Annotated in this window: 10 protein-coding genes; 9 read left to right on the forward strand and 1 reads right to left on the reverse strand. The window is 45.6% G+C overall.

The genetic code is table 11. From position 1 onward, the window contains the following. Window positions 1–44: 44 nt before the first annotated feature. The 3 genes from OCV56_RS02220 (at window position 45) to hldE (ending at window position 5,926) form a co-directional block, all read left to right on the forward strand. The gene (locus OCV56_RS02220; protein ID WP_086714244.1) at window positions 45–1,301 is read left to right on the forward strand and encodes a methyl-accepting chemotaxis protein; all 1,257 of its coding nucleotides are present in this window, start codon (window positions 45–47) and stop codon (window positions 1,299–1,301) included. A gap of 224 nt (window positions 1,302–1,525) precedes the next feature. Beyond that, on the forward strand, window positions 1,526–4,375 hold the full coding sequence (gene glnE, locus OCV56_RS02225) for a bifunctional [glutamate--ammonia ligase]-adenylyl-L-tyrosine phosphorylase/[glutamate--ammonia-ligase] adenylyltransferase (RefSeq protein WP_086714243.1): 2,850 nt from the start codon (window positions 1,526–1,528) through the stop codon (window positions 4,373–4,375). Between the two features lie 120 nt (window positions 4,376–4,495). Next, window positions 4,496–5,926 (forward strand): bifunctional D-glycero-beta-D-manno-heptose-7-phosphate kinase/D-glycero-beta-D-manno-heptose 1-phosphate adenylyltransferase HldE, encoded by a 1,431-nt coding sequence (gene hldE / locus OCV56_RS02230; protein ID WP_017061423.1) that lies wholly within the window; start codon window positions 4,496–4,498, stop codon window positions 5,924–5,926. A gap of 89 nt (window positions 5,927–6,015) precedes the next feature. Here hldE and tolC read toward each other — a convergent pair whose 3' ends face one another. Next, on the reverse strand, window positions 6,016–7,335 hold the full coding sequence (gene tolC, locus OCV56_RS02235; protein ID WP_086714242.1) for an outer membrane channel protein TolC: 1,320 nt from the start codon (window positions 7,333–7,335) through the stop codon (window positions 6,016–6,018). Between the two features lie 227 nt (window positions 7,336–7,562). Between tolC and nudF the strand changes: the two genes are divergently transcribed. The 6 genes from nudF to parC all read left to right on the forward strand — a co-directional run bounded on the left by nudF (window position 7,563) and on the right by parC (window position 14,543). Then, window positions 7,563–8,192 carry an ADP-ribose diphosphatase gene (gene nudF, locus OCV56_RS02240; protein ID WP_086714241.1) on the forward strand — a complete coding sequence of 210 codons (630 nt, stop codon included), beginning with the start codon at window positions 7,563–7,565 and terminating at the stop codon, window positions 8,190–8,192. A gap of 4 nt (window positions 8,193–8,196) precedes the next feature. Further along, on the forward strand, window positions 8,197–8,637 hold the full coding sequence (locus OCV56_RS02245; RefSeq protein ID WP_008222561.1) for a DUF1249 family protein: 441 nt from the start codon (window positions 8,197–8,199) through the stop codon (window positions 8,635–8,637). Window positions 8,638–8,696: 59 nt separating this feature from the next. Then, a complete protein-coding gene (cpdA, locus tag OCV56_RS02250) occupies window positions 8,697–9,521 on the forward strand; it encodes a 3',5'-cyclic-AMP phosphodiesterase (RefSeq protein ID WP_086714240.1) in 825 nt (274 codons plus the stop codon). A 31-nt stretch (window positions 9,522–9,552) separates the two neighbouring features. Then, the gene (yqiA, locus tag OCV56_RS02255; protein WP_086714239.1) at window positions 9,553–10,161 is read left to right on the forward strand and encodes an esterase YqiA; all 609 of its coding nucleotides are present in this window, start codon (window positions 9,553–9,555) and stop codon (window positions 10,159–10,161) included. Between the two features lie 239 nt (window positions 10,162–10,400). Beyond that, window positions 10,401–12,281, forward strand: coding sequence for a DNA topoisomerase IV subunit B (parE, locus tag OCV56_RS02260; RefSeq protein ID WP_017061428.1), 1,881 nt, complete (start codon window positions 10,401–10,403; stop codon window positions 12,279–12,281). Window positions 12,282–12,284: 3 nt separating this feature from the next. Then, the gene (gene parC, locus OCV56_RS02265; RefSeq protein ID WP_086714238.1) at window positions 12,285–14,543 is read left to right on the forward strand and encodes a DNA topoisomerase IV subunit A; all 2,259 of its coding nucleotides are present in this window, start codon (window positions 12,285–12,287) and stop codon (window positions 14,541–14,543) included. Window positions 14,544–14,580 lie beyond the last annotated feature (37 nt).

The raw sequence follows: 14,580 nt of genomic DNA on the forward strand, positions 1-14,580 counted from the left end.
GATATAGAAGCCATCAATATATAAGAATTAATGGAGAACTGACAATGACTAAACTGTCATTCAAGCCGTGGGAAAGGATAATCTCTGACGTTCGTCTCGTTCCAAAAATGGTCATGCTGATGATATTCAGCACTATCTTGATCATTTCGAAGCAGCTATGGGACGCAAGTACGTTTTACGATTCATTGCTTGCTGCCACCAACAATGCGCAAGTTGCACAGCAGCATTACGAGACTTACCTAGTTCAAGTGGCTTGGCAAACAGCCTTAATGATCATTGTGTTTGTGGTTCTTCTATTGGCAGCGGCGAAAGTGATGCTGCGCCAAACCCAATACCTAAGTGATGCAATCAAAACCATGGCAGATAAGAACCTGTCAGTACCAATTCACATGGATTGCAAAGATGAATACGGCGACGTGGCACGCGAGCTTGAGAAAACACGAGTTCAACTGCACGACATGGTTAAAGCTCAAGTGGCTTCTTCTGATGAGCTGTTTGCTCTGACTGAAGTGATGACCATCAGCATGTCTGAAACCAAAGAGTCAGCTCAAGAAGAATTCAACGAGATCGATCAGCTTGCGACAGCAATGAGCGAGATGACCTCTACGGTGCAAACTGTAGCCGAGCATGCGCAAAGCGCTTCTTCATTGACGGAACAGGCATCAGGCCAAGCGTTAACTGGTCAGAAATTCGTTCAGGGCTCTGTGTCTAAGATGAGTGAGCTGTCTTCAGATATCGCAGCCTCTGCAGCAGCGGTAAACCAAGTAGAAGAGCGGGTTGACTCAATTGGCAGTGTGGTTGGTACTATTCAGGGTATTTCAGAACAAACAAACCTATTAGCATTGAACGCTGCTATTGAGGCCGCGCGTGCGGGTGAAGCAGGTCGTGGTTTTGCAGTTGTTGCCGATGAGGTTCGTAACCTTGCGCAGCGTACTCAACAAGCGACAGTCGAGATTCAAGATATGATCAGCCACTTACAAAGCAGTGCTAATTCTGCGGTTGAGCTGATGGAAAAGAGTGTTGTTGAAGCCGCTGAAGGCGTTGATCTGGTGACTAATGCTGGTACAGAGCTTGATGGCATCGTAAGCCAAGTAAATCAAATCAATGATATGAATTTCCAAATCGCGACCGCTGCAGGTCAACAGAGCAGTGTTGCTGAAGAGATGAGTGTTAACCTGACTAACGTTCGAGAGCTTGTTGAAGCTTCTGTGGTAGTGGTTGGTGAGTTGTTAGAGACCTCCCAGCTTATGGAAAGCAACGCGCAAGAACTCGATGGTAAGATTAAGCAATTTAAGGTTTAGTCCTTAGCTCCTAATCTTCATCCGTAAAGGCTTATTATCAGAGACATTTTCTCAGTTGTAAGCTCAACCAGATAAGTTAATCGATAAGACGCCCACATTGCTAATGTGGGCGTTTTTTATTGGCCTAACTTTGGTATAACTTATCTTTAGCTATGAAAACTCGTTATTGAAGAACTGAATCGACGAACCGATTGTTCGGCGCGCAGCTTATACAAGGAAGAAACATGCCATTGCCTTCTCAACTCATCACTCACTCTCAGTCTGCTTTTGAGCAATTATTAGAGCATCAAAGTGAAGTCATCAATACCTGGCCTGAGCCAATGACTGAAGATCTTAAACGTGTACTCGGTTTAAGCTGTTTTGTTGGTGATTGCTTGCAACGTGATACGGTTTTATGTGGTGACTTACCTGATATGTTGGCATGCGAAAAACGCGCTGAAGGGTACCGAAAACGACTGGCTGAATTGCTTTCTGGCTGTGCCGATGAAATGAGCGGTCAGCGCGTGCTGCGTCAATTTCGCAATCGAGAAATGACCTACATTGCTTGGCGTGACTTCATGGGGGCATGGGAGCTAGAGCAGAGCCTAAACCACCTATCGATGTTGGCTGAGGCGATGATCTTCGAGACCTATCAATGGCAGTACGATATTTGTTGTAAAGAGTGGGGCACGCCTTGTAATGAACAAGGTGAAGCACAGCCGATGCTGATCATTGGTATGGGCAAGCTCGGTGGTGGTGAGCTTAACTTCTCTTCTGATATCGATCTAATCTTTACCTACCCTGAGAATGGCGAAACCCAAGGAGCAAGACGAAGCATTGCTAACGCGCAGTTCTTCACGCGTTTAGGGCAACGTATTATTAAGGCGCTTGATCAACAAACCTTTGACGGGTTCTGCTATCGAGTAGACATGCGCTTACGCCCATTCGGTGAAAGTGGCCCATTGGTAATGAGCTACGCAGCACTGGAAGATTATTACCAAGAACAAGGCCGCGACTGGGAACGGTACGCCATGGTCAAAGCGCGAGTGATGGGTAGCGAAATGTATCCTGAGTATCAAGAACTTCGCCAGATGCTACGCCCATTTGTGTTCCGCCGTTATATTGATTTTAGTGCGATTCAATCTCTGCGCCGAATGAAGTCGATGATTAGCAGTGAAGTGCGCCGCCGTGGTTTATCGAACAATATCAAGCTGGGTTCTGGTGGTATTCGCGAAGTGGAATTTATCGCTCAAGTTTTCCAATTAATTCGTGGTGGCCGTGAACCGAGTCTTCGTGGCCGAGGGTTACTGGAAACTTTAAGCGCTATTGAGTCTCTTCATTTGCTAGAGGCTGAAGAGGTGGGGCATCTACGCGAGGCTTACTTGTTTTTACGTCGTCTTGAGAATTTGTTACAAGCCATGGCTGATAAGCAGACTCAAACTTTACCTGACGGTGAATTCGAACAACTGCAGCTTGCCATTGCCATGCAATTTTCCGATTGGGATAGCTTGATTGCGGCAACTCGCGCCCATATGGCTAATGTACATACCGTGTTCGAAGACCTGATTGGTGTTGATGAAGATGACGCCAACCCGATTGCGAGTCACTTTAGTGAACTGTGGGATATGGCGCATAAGCCGGATGTTATCGAGCATGTATTAGAACATGACATTGCTATCGCCAACCCACCAGAAGCTGCGAAAACGATCATTCAGTTTAAAGCCGATTTAGCTAAAAAAACCCTTGGTCCACGAGGGCGAGAAGTACTCAATCGACTGATGCCGAAAGTATTTCAAGCTCTGTATACCGCTAAGGATGCAGAGTTTGGGTTGTCGCGAGTACTGCACCTACTGCATAAAATCGTTACGCGTACTACTTACCTTGAGTTATTAGATGAACACCCTGGTGCGTTGACTCAGTTGGTTCGTTTATGTACAGCAAGCCCGATGATCTCGGAGCAATTGGGTCGTTACCCAATTCTGTTAGATGAACTTATCGATCCTCAGCAGCTCTATAATCCAGTGCCTTTGGAGTCTTACAAGACAGAGCTGCGTGATTACCTTGCTCGTATTCCTGAAGACGATATGGAACAGCAGATGGAAGGTCTGCGTCAGTTTAAGCAGACTTGTATCTTGAGAATTGCTGCGGCCGATATTGCGGGCGCGCTGCCTGTGATGAAGGTCAGTGATCACTTGACGTACTTAGCAGAAGCGATTGTCGAAGCCGGTGTTAATCAAGCTTGGTTACAGGTGTCGGCTAAGTTTGGTGAGCCTACCCATCTTAAAGACCGTGAAGGGCGTGGTTTTGCTGTCGTTGGTTATGGCAAAGTCGGCGGGTGGGAGCTTGGCTATAACTCCGATCTCGATATCGTGTTCATGCACGACTGTCCTGTACACATCTATACTGATGGTAAGAAAGAAATCGATGGACGCCAATTCTATCTGAGGTTGGCACAGCGTATTATTCATATTTTCTCGACCAGAACCGCTTCTGGTATTCTTTACGAAGTAGATACTCGGTTGCGTCCATCTGGTGCTTCTGGCTTATTGGTGAGTCCAACCGATGCCTTTGACGAGTATCAACACAATGATGCGTGGACTTGGGAGCACCAAGCTTTGACTCGTGCTCGTATGATCTACGGTGATGAGCAATTGGCTTCCGCATTCAATAAAACACGTCATGAGGTGTTGTGCCTGCCACGTGATGAAGCAACGTTGAAGAAAGCCGTGGTGGATATGCGTGAAAAAATGCGCGGCCATTTAGGTGGTAAAAAAGCCGAACGATTCATGCTGAAACAAGATGCTGGCGGCATTACCGATATTGAATTCTTAGCGCAATACCTAGTGCTTCGATACAGTAATGAGAAGCCTAAGCTTACTCGCTGGTGTGACAATGTCAGAATCTTTGAAAGCCTTTTGTCACAAGAGATTATGGATGAGCAGCAAGGCATGGCATTAACCCATGCTTATACAACGTTAAGAGATGAAATCCACCACCGGAATCTACTCAACCTTGATGCAGACGTGGCGATTGAAAAGTTTGAAATGGAAAGAGAACATGTTGTTCAAGCATGGAAGCAGTGGATGGAAGCATAACCTAGCCATAGCTTAACGACTGATGCGTCTATCTAGATAGGCTTTATTCATTTATCTATAGTTTAGCCACTGTAATCAGTGTGCTAGACTCTAGCCAGATTCGATTTTTGGAGATCCATAATGAAACCAATTCTACCTGACTACAGCCAATCAGGCGTTCTTGTTGTCGGTGACGTAATGCTTGACCGTTACTGGTATGGCCCAACTGGCCGTATTTCACCAGAAGCACCTGTACCCGTTGTAAAAGTAGAAAATAACGAAGAGCGTCCTGGTGGTGCTGCCAACGTAGCAATGAATATTGCTTCACTTGGTGGCCACGCTCATATCGTTGGTTTGACCGGTAAAGATGAGCCTGCTGAGGTGTTAAAAAATACCTTAGGCGCACTTAAGGTTAAATGTGATTTCGTTGAGTTAGAAGATTACCCAACCATTACTAAACTTCGTGTAATGAGCCGTGGTCAGCAGCTTATTCGCCTTGATTTTGAAGACAAGTTTGAGAATACAGATCCTGAGCTTGTTTTGTCTCGTATGGAGCAAGCGCTTCCTAACGTACGTTCGGTAATTCTATCGGATTATGCAAAAGGTGCTCTTGAGCACGTGCAGAGCTTTATCCAAAAAGCGCGTGCGGCGAAGGTTCCTGTGTTTATCGATCCGAAAGGCGCTGATTTTGAACGCTACCGTGGTGCGACTTTACTTACGCCAAACATGGCTGAATTCGAGTTGGTGGCTGGCAAAGTAAAATCTGAAGAAGAAATGATCGAGAAAGGACTCGCGCTAATCGAAGAGTTCGATTTTGAAGCATTACTTGTTACTCGTAGCGAACATGGTATGACGTTACTTCGTAAAGGTTTAGAACCATTCCATTTGCCAACTCAAGCGAAAGAAGTGTACGACGTGACGGGTGCCGGTGATACGGTTATCTCGGTACTGGCGGCTTCTGTTGCTGCTGGTAAGCCACTGGATGAAGCCTGTGCATTGGCGAATGCTGCCGCAGGTGTTGTGGTTGGTAAGCTGGGAACATCAACCTTGTCGACAATTGAACTAGCGGAAGCGATTCACGGTAGTCAAGATACAGACTACGGCGTTATCTCTGAAGCAGCACTGGTTGAAGCGGTGAAGCGTGCTCGTGCGAAAGGCGAGAAAGTGGTTATGACTAATGGTTGCTTTGACATTCTCCATGCTGGCCATGTTTCTTACATGAACCATGCTGCTGAGTTAGGCGATCGCTTGATCGTTGCCGTGAATACTGATGAATCAGTAAAGCGCTTGAAAGGCCCTGGTCGCCCTGTGAACCCAACCGATCGCCGTATGGCGGTATTGGCGGGTTTAGGTGCGGTTGACTGGGTGGTACCGTTTTCTGAAGACACACCTCAACGTTTGATCTCTGAAGTGCTACCAAGCATTTTAGTAAAAGGTGGTGATTACAAACCTGAAGAGATCGCTGGTGGGGCGGAAGTGATTGCAGCTGGCGGTGAAGTTAAAGTACTTAACTTTGAAGATGGTTGCTCGACTACTGAAATAATTAAAGCGATCAAAGGTGGTCGAGGCTAATTTCTGGCTCTGATTACCCAGTTTAATCGATAATAAAAATGCCGCTCGACGAGCGGCATTTTTGTAGCTGTAGCTAGCGTAATTTAGAATTACTTGCTTGCGACTTTTAGGCCTGCGTTTACATCAACGATGTCTTGCTCGCTTAGCGTACCAACCGCTTGACGAAGCTGAAGGACACTTAGGATGTAGTTGTAACGAGCGTCTGAAAGGTTTTTGTTCGCATCGTATAGACGACGAGTTGAATCTAGTACGTCAACGATAGTACGAGTACCAACATCAAAACCCGCTTCAGTTGCTTCAAGAGCAGACTGAGCAGAAACAACAGATTGTTCGTAAGCGCGCAGAGCACCAATCGAAGCACTGATGTTGTTGTTGAATGCACGTACGTCTTTCACAACGCTACGGTAAGTCGCTTCTAGATCTTCACTTGCTGCAACGTAGTTGTATTCAGCCTGTTTAGTCAAAGAGGTCGTGTTACCACCCGTGTATAGAGGCACAACTAAGTTCAAACCAATGTTCAGGTTATCTGCATCATAATCGTTTTGGCTGTTAGAGCTGTCAGTTTGCTCTGAAAGGCCATAACTACCATCTAACGTTAGGCTTGGAAGGTGACCAGAGCTTGCAAGAGAGATGTTGTCTTTTGCTACGTCTTGAGAGATACGAGCAGCAAGTAGACTAAGGTTCTTTTGCTCTGCTTGTTCAACAAGTGCTGCAGCTGATTCTGAAGATTTGCTCGCTGAGAAGCGGTCAGTATCTAGGATGCTTAGCTGAGAGTGCTCTTGGCCTGTGATTTCACGTAGACCTTCGTAGCTATTAGTCAGTGTGTTCTCTGCTAATACTTCATCTGCTAAAACGCCATCGTACTGAGCTTGCGCATCATGTACATCGGTAATTGCAGAAAGACCTACTTCAAAACGTTGCTTAGTTTGCTCAAGCTGACGAGCAACGGCTGCTTTTTCGGCGCGAACAAACTCTAGGTTGTCTTGAGCACGAAGTACGTCGAAGTAAGCTGTCGCTGTACGCAGAATCAACGCTTGTTGCTCTGCCGCATATGCTGAATCGGATTGACGAGCTGTTTTCTCTGCCGTGTCTAGAGTGATCCATGAAGAACGTTGGTATAGCTCTTGACTAAACCCAATGCCAACACCCCATTGGTTGTTGTCATTGCTCATATCACTGCGATCACCACGGTTGATATCGTAGTTTGCTGTTAGATTAATTTGCGGTAACAAAGAGCTACGGCTTGACGTTACTGCTTCAAAAGCGGCATCGCGCTGCGCTGCTGAACGAAGAAGTTGTGGATCGTTCTGTTTTGCTTGGTCGTAAACTTCAGCTAGCGTATCAGCAAAAGCTGATGAACTCAGGCTGCCAATTGCTGCACTGATAAATAGTGGAAGCAGTTTTTTCATTTTCCTATTCCTGCCTTTTATGGAATTTTCTTTAAAGGAGTTTAACCCAGTTTGGTGGTAATTTACTCGAAACTTTGCACTTTTTTACAGTTAACTGTCCACTTGTGCAATATTTATTTTTTAAAACTTAACTTTAATTGTAAGTTTTATATAAAAAGTTGAACCTTATCCTTGGTAGTTAACTCGGACAATGAGTAAACTGTAAAGATCACTTAGTGAGGTACCAAATGCAACAGTCTGACAATCAACGACATGAGTTTACTCCGCAAGATGTGGAAATAGTCTCAAAAGAGACGCTGTTTCGTGGTTTTTTTAAAATGGTTAAGTACACATTCAAGCATAAGCTGTTTGAGGGAGGCTGGAGCCAACCAATAGAGCGCGAAATGTTTGAACGTGGTCATGCGGCCGCTTTGTTACCTTATGATCCCGTTCGTGACGAAGTCGTGATCGTCGAACAGATTCGAGTTGGCGCTTTAGAGCATGAAAATCCGTGGCAATACGAAATTGTTGCTGGGATTATTGATACCGATGAGTCACCACAAGATGTTGCTTGTCGTGAAGCAATGGAAGAAGCTGGAGTCGAAGTCGGATCTGTATTGCCTATTACTTCGTATTACCCTTCATCTGGCGGTTGCTCAGAAAAACTCGAGGTCTTTGTTGGCTGTGTTGATGCAACGACAGCTAAAGGGGTACACGGGTTGGACTACGAAGGTGAGGACATTCGAGTACAAGTGATGAGTCGCGAGACCGCTTATCAGTTGGTAAAAGAGGGTGTGTTTGAAAATGGAGCCACGATCATTGCTCTGCAGTGGCTACAATTGAACTACCAAGAATTACAGTCAGAGTGGATAGATTAACGTCATGCCAAATATAGCGGTTAAAAAACCGTATCATGTTGATCTTGCTGAATTGATGCGAGTTTACGAGACTAACTATGCCAAACTTAACGCTTTGTTACCGGTTGGGCATGAGGTTGGTGACGTGCGCTGTTACCAAGCCGTTAATATGGTGTATCAATTGACAGTGAATGAGGTCACAAAATACACCACATTAATAGATATATGTCAGAGTGACGCGATGCCAGTGTTTCCTTTGCCAAAAATGTCTGTCAGGCTATATCACGATGCTCGAGTTGCAGAAGTGTGCGCTAGCGGGGATTTTTCACGAGTCAAAGCGAAATATGACTATCCCAACACTAAGCTTCTTCAAAAGGACGAGAAATTTCAATTGAATAAATTTCTTGGAGAATGGTTAACGTTTTGTTTAAAAACGGGTATCAGCCGAACTCCAATTGCCTTTTAATTGAGCCTATTTAACAACACTTTTTAAGTCTAAACAGTAACGTATCTGGATTTGTTATTTTGGAATTATCACACACTTCAAAATTTGATGAGAGCACTATTAAGCTTGTGCAGCTAACGGACACGCATTTGTTTGCGCCGAGCAATGGCAGCTTATTAAGCATCAACACTCAAGATAGCTTTCGTGCTGTAGTCGATGGCATTGTTAGCCAGGACTTCGATTATGAAGCGATCTTGGCTACTGGTGATATCTCTCAAGATCACAGTGCAGAGTCGTACCAGAAATTTGAGTCAGGGATTCAACCTTTGGAAAAGCCGTGTTATTGGCTGCCAGGAAACCATGACTTTAAACCTAATATGGGCAGTGTTTTACCATCACCACAAATACAGTGCGTTGAGCATGTATTGCTAGGCGATAACTGGCAGATGGTGATGCTGGATTCTCAAGTGGTTGGTGTACCTCATGGGCGTCTCAGTGATCAACAGCTTGATCTACTTGAACAAAAGCTGACGGAATTCCCTGAACGCAATGCCTTGGTTCTATTACACCACCACCCGCTATTGGTTGGTAGTGCATGGTTGGATCAACATAACCTGAAAGACGCAGACCAATTTTGGGACGTGGTTCAACAGCATACTAATGTGAAAGCAGTGCTGTGTGGTCATGTTCATCAAGACATGAACCGAGATCATCATGGTGTACAAGTCATGGCAACACCGTCGACTTGCGTGCAATTCAAACCGAATTCAGATGACTTTGCCGTCGATACTTTGTCTCCTGGTTGGAGAGAGATCGAATTGCATCAAGATGGTACGGTCAGTACGCAAGTTCGCCGTCTGCCTCATGGGCAGTTTTTACCTGACTTCGAAGCCGCTGGTTATTGATGTTAGTGACTATTGATGTAGGAGGCTATTAATGTCTGGTTCTGAACAGCAACAAACCACTAAGCCATCATTGCTTCTCTATATTCATGGTTTTAACAGTTCATCACGTTCTCATAAAGCGACAGTGATGGCTGAGTACTGTGCTCAACATCGCGCTGATATTAAAGTTGTGACGCCTCAACTGCCGAGTTTCCCTCAGCAAGCCGCTCTGCATTTACAGCAGCTGGTGGAGCAATATAAAGATCAATATCAGATCGCGTTAGTCGGTAGCTCGCTGGGTGGTTATCTTTCAACATGGTTAAATAGTCACTATGGTTTCAAGGCGGTGGTTGTAAACCCAGCCGTAAAGCCGTATGAGCTTCTTGCTGATTATTTAGGTGAGCAAGTCAACCCATATACCGATGAACGATATGTGCTGGAAACAAAGCATATCGATGAACTGAAGGCATTAGAGGTTCCGGCTATCGTTAAGCCGAGTGACTTCTGGTTACTTCAGCAAACGGAAGACGAAGTTCTGGATTACCGACAAGCGGTAGAGAAGTACCAAGGTGCGACACAGACAGTAGAAGAGGGTGGGGATCATAGCTTTGTTGATTTTGAACGCTACCCCCAACAAATCGTCACTTTTCTAAACCTTTAATCTGTTTCATCAATAGAGTGATTTTCTCTTGTTTGCCTGTTATTTCATCTATCAATGGTGAAATATCATAGTTTGATGTCTTAGTTTTTGAACTAGCTTGACATCATTACTCAGCTTCCAGACTATATTCCCCAATACTTCGCTCGTTCGCTCTACTATGACGGTTCATAGTAATGATTCTGCTTTAGTGAAACTGGAGCCAGCGAACTGACGCAAACTTTTTGAGTAAACTCCGTATTATGACTGAACAATATAATGCAAAAGACCTCGAGGTACTTGAAGGTCTCGATCCTGTGCGACACCGCCCAGGAATGTATACTGAGACAGAAAGACCTAACCACCTTGCCCAAGAAGTCATTGATAACTCGGTCGATGAAGCACTAGCGGGACACGCTAAGAAGATCAAAGTGGTGCTTCACGCAGACCAATCGTTAGAAGTTACCGATGACGGCCGTGGTATGCCTGTCGATATCCACCCTGAAAAAGGGATCTCAGGTGTTGAGCTGATTTTAACTAAGCTCCACTCTGGCGGTAAATTCTCGAACAATAATTACAAGTTCTCTGGTGGTCTGCACGGTGTAGGTATCTCGGTCGTCAACGCGCTGTCAAAACGTGTTGAAGTGACTGTACGCCGAGAAGGTCAGGTTCACGAGATTGCACTTGAAGGCGGTCATGCCGTAACAGAACTTACTGTAACAGGCACTTGTGGTCATCGTAACAGTGGTACATCAGTACATTTCTGGCCTGATCCTAAGTATTTCGATAGCCCTAAATTCTCGACACTTCGTCTTATCAACAACCTACGAGCAAAAGCAGTTCTTTGCCCAGGTTTAGAAATCACTTTTATCGACAAAGTCGGTGGTGAAGAACATAAATGGTTCTATGAAGATGGTCTAAAAGACTATCTTGCTGAAGGCGTGAAAGGCTACACCTTGCTGCCTGAAGAACCTTATGTTGGCGAATTCGTTGCTGAAACAGAAATGGCGAACTGGGCGATCATTTGGCAGCCAGAAGGCGGTGATATGATCACCGAAAGTTACGTGAACTTAGTACCGACTAAACAAGGTGGTACACACGTAAACGGTCTACGCCAAGGCCTGCTTGATGCAATGCGCGAATTCTGTGAATTCCGTAACCTCCTGCCTCGTGGTGTTAAACTAACGGGTGACGATATCTTCGATCGCTGTTCTTACGTGCTATCGGTGAAGATGCAAGATCCGCAGTTTGCTGGTCAAACAAAAGAGCGCCTTTCTTCGCGTCAAACCGCTGCGTTTGTTTCTGGTGTGGTAAAAGATGCGTTTAGCCTGTGGTTGAACGAAAAGCCTCAACTGGCAGAACAGTTGGCAGAAGCTTGTATTGCGAATGCCCACCGCCGTATGCGCGCAAGCAAAAAGGTTGTGCGTAAGAAAATCGCTTCAGGGCCTGCACTGCCGGGTAAGTTAACTGACTGTTCAGTTCAAGATTTAAGCCGTACTGAAATCTTCTTCGTGGAAGGGGACTCGGCAGGTGGTTCAGCTAAACAAGCTCGTGATCGTGAGTTCCAAGCGGTGATGCCACTGCGTGGTAAGATTCTAAATACATGGGAAGTGTCAGCAGACCAAGTATTGGCTTCGCAAGAAGTGCACGACATCTCGGTAGCTCTGGGTATCGACCCGGACAACGATGATTTATCTGGCCTGCGTTACGGTAAGATCTGTATTCTTGCCGATGCGGACTCGGATGGTCTTCATATCGCGACACTGCTATGTGCCTTGTTTACTCGTCATTTCCATGCTTTGGTTGAAGCGGGTCATATCTATGTGGCAATGCCTCCTCTGTATCGTATCGATTGCGGTAAAGAAGTGTTCTACGCACTCGATGATGCGGAGAAAGATGGTGTGCTTGAGCGTCTATCGCAGAAGAAAGCCAAGATCAACGTGCAACGATTCAAAGGTCTGGGTGAAATGAACCCACTTCAGTTGCGTGAAACCACTATGGATCCAAACACTCGTCGCCTTGTTCAGTTAACGATTGATGACAGCGAAGCGACCAATGAGATGATGGACATGCTGCTTGGTAAGAAACGCGCTGATGATCGCCGTACATGGCTACAAACTAACGGTGATATGGCCGAGGTATAATGGATGTCTAACGAAATTACATATGATGGCGTTGAACAGTTGCCAATGCGCAAGTTCACCGAAGATGCCTACTTAAATTACTCAATGTACGTGATCATGGATCGTGCATTGCCATATATCGGTGATGGCTTGAAGCCAGTACAGCGTCGTATTATCTACGCGATGTCTGAGCTGGGCTTATCGGCTGCATCGAAATACAAAAAATCAGCACGTACCGTTGGTGACGTATTAGGTAAGTATCACCCGCACGGTGACTCTGCTTGTTATGAAGCCATGGTTCTAATGGCGCAGCCGTTCTCTTACCGTTACCCGTTGGTTGATGGTCAAGGTAACTGGGGTGCTCCTGATGACCCGAAATCATTTGCAGCGATGCGTTATACCGAAGCAAAACTGTCTAAATTTGCTGAAGTTCTACTTGGCGAATTAGGCCAAGGTACGGTTGAGTGGCAACCCAACTTTGATGGCACGATGAAAGAGCCACAGATGTTGCCAGCTCGTCTGCCTCATATCCTACTTAACGGTATTACTGGTATCGCGGTAGGTATGGCAACGGATATCCCACCACATAACGTGCGTGAGATTGCGGATGCGACGATTAAGTTAATCGATAGTCCGAAAGCTGAGCTATCGGAGATCATGGAAAGCGTGCAAGGCCCTGACTATCCAACAGAAGCTGAGATTATTTCTCCGAAGTCGGATATCGAAAAGATCTACAAAACAGGTCGTGGCAGTATCAAGATGCGTGCAGTTTGGCATAAAGAAGGCTCTGATATTGTTATCACAGCGCTGCCTCATCAAGTGTCGGGCGCTAAGTTACTTGAGCAAATCGCTAACCAGATGCGCGCTAAGAAGCTGCCGATGGTTGACGATCTGCGTGATGAATCGGATCACGAGAACCCAACTCGCATCGTAGTGGTTCCTCGTTCGAATCGTATCGATTGTGATCAACTGATGAGCCACCTGTTTGCTTCAACGGATCTTGAGAAGAACTTCCGTGTTAACTTGAACATGATTGGCCTAGATAGCCGCCCACAAGTTAAAGGTTTAGTTCAAATCCTGAAAGAGTGGATTGAGTTCCGTCGCACAACGGTTCGTCGCCGTCTGCAATACCGTCTAGATAAAGTACTGGCGCGTTTGCACATCTTAGAAGGTTTACTAGCGGCTTACCTTAATATCGATGAAGTGATTGAGATCATTCGAACAGAAGACGAACCATGTCCTGTCCTAATGAGCCGTTTCAACATTTCTGAAATTCAAGCCAATGCGATTCTTGATATCAAACTTCGTAACTTAGCTAAGTTAGAAGAGTTTAAAATCCGAGCAGAGCAAGAAGAGCTTGAGGCTGAACGTGAGAAGCTTGAAAAATTACTAGGTTCAGAGCGTCGCTTGAATACGTTGATCAAGAAAGAAATCCAAGCCGATGCGGATAAATACGGCGATGATCGTCGTTCACCTCTGATTGAGCGTGCTGAAGCGAAAGCGCTAACAGAACGCGACTTAGTACCAAGCGAACCAATCACGGTTGTGTTGTCTGAGAAAGGTTGGATTCGTCATGCCAAAGGGCATGAAGTTGATGCTGAAGGTTTGAACTATAAGTCGGGTGATAAGTTCTTAGCGAGCGCTAAAGGCAAGAGTAACCAACAAGCGGTGTTTCTTGGCAGTGATGGCCGAAGCTACTCCCTTGAGTCACATTCATTACCGTCGGCACGAAGCCAAGGTGAGCCAATTACAGGTCGCTTGAACGTCAGCCCAGGTACCTCTATTCGCCAAGTGGTGATGGGAGAGAATGAGCAGTTATGGTTAGTCGGTTCTGATGCGGGTTATGGCTTTGTTTGTAAGGGTAGCGATCTGTTATCTAAGAATAAGAGCGGTAAAGCGTTGGTTAACTTGCCGCAAGCTTCTGAAGTGATGATGCCAAGCCCTATTGCTGACTTGGACAGTAACCAAATTCTGGCGATTACTAACCAAGGCCGTATGTTGTTGTTCCCTATTAAAGACCTACCTCAGTTGAGTAAGGGTAAAGGTAACAAGATCATCAATATCCCTTCTGCGAAAGCAAAAGAGCGTGAAGAGTTTGTATCGCATCTCATGGCTATCCCAGAGAATGCAACGCTGACTATCTATGCCGGTAAACGTAAGCTTGGCTTGAAACCAGCGGATCTTGAAAACTTCCGTGGTGAGCGTGGTCGTCGTGGTGGGTTACTGCCGAGAGGATTACAGCGAGTGACTCGTATCGATATCGATGAACCAAGCGAATCGTAGAGACGCTTGATACCATTTTCGGATAAAAGAAAACCCA

Source organism: Vibrio gigantis (assembly GCF_024347515.1).
GTDB classification, from domain to species: Bacteria; Pseudomonadota; Gammaproteobacteria; order Enterobacterales; family Vibrionaceae; genus Vibrio; species Vibrio gigantis.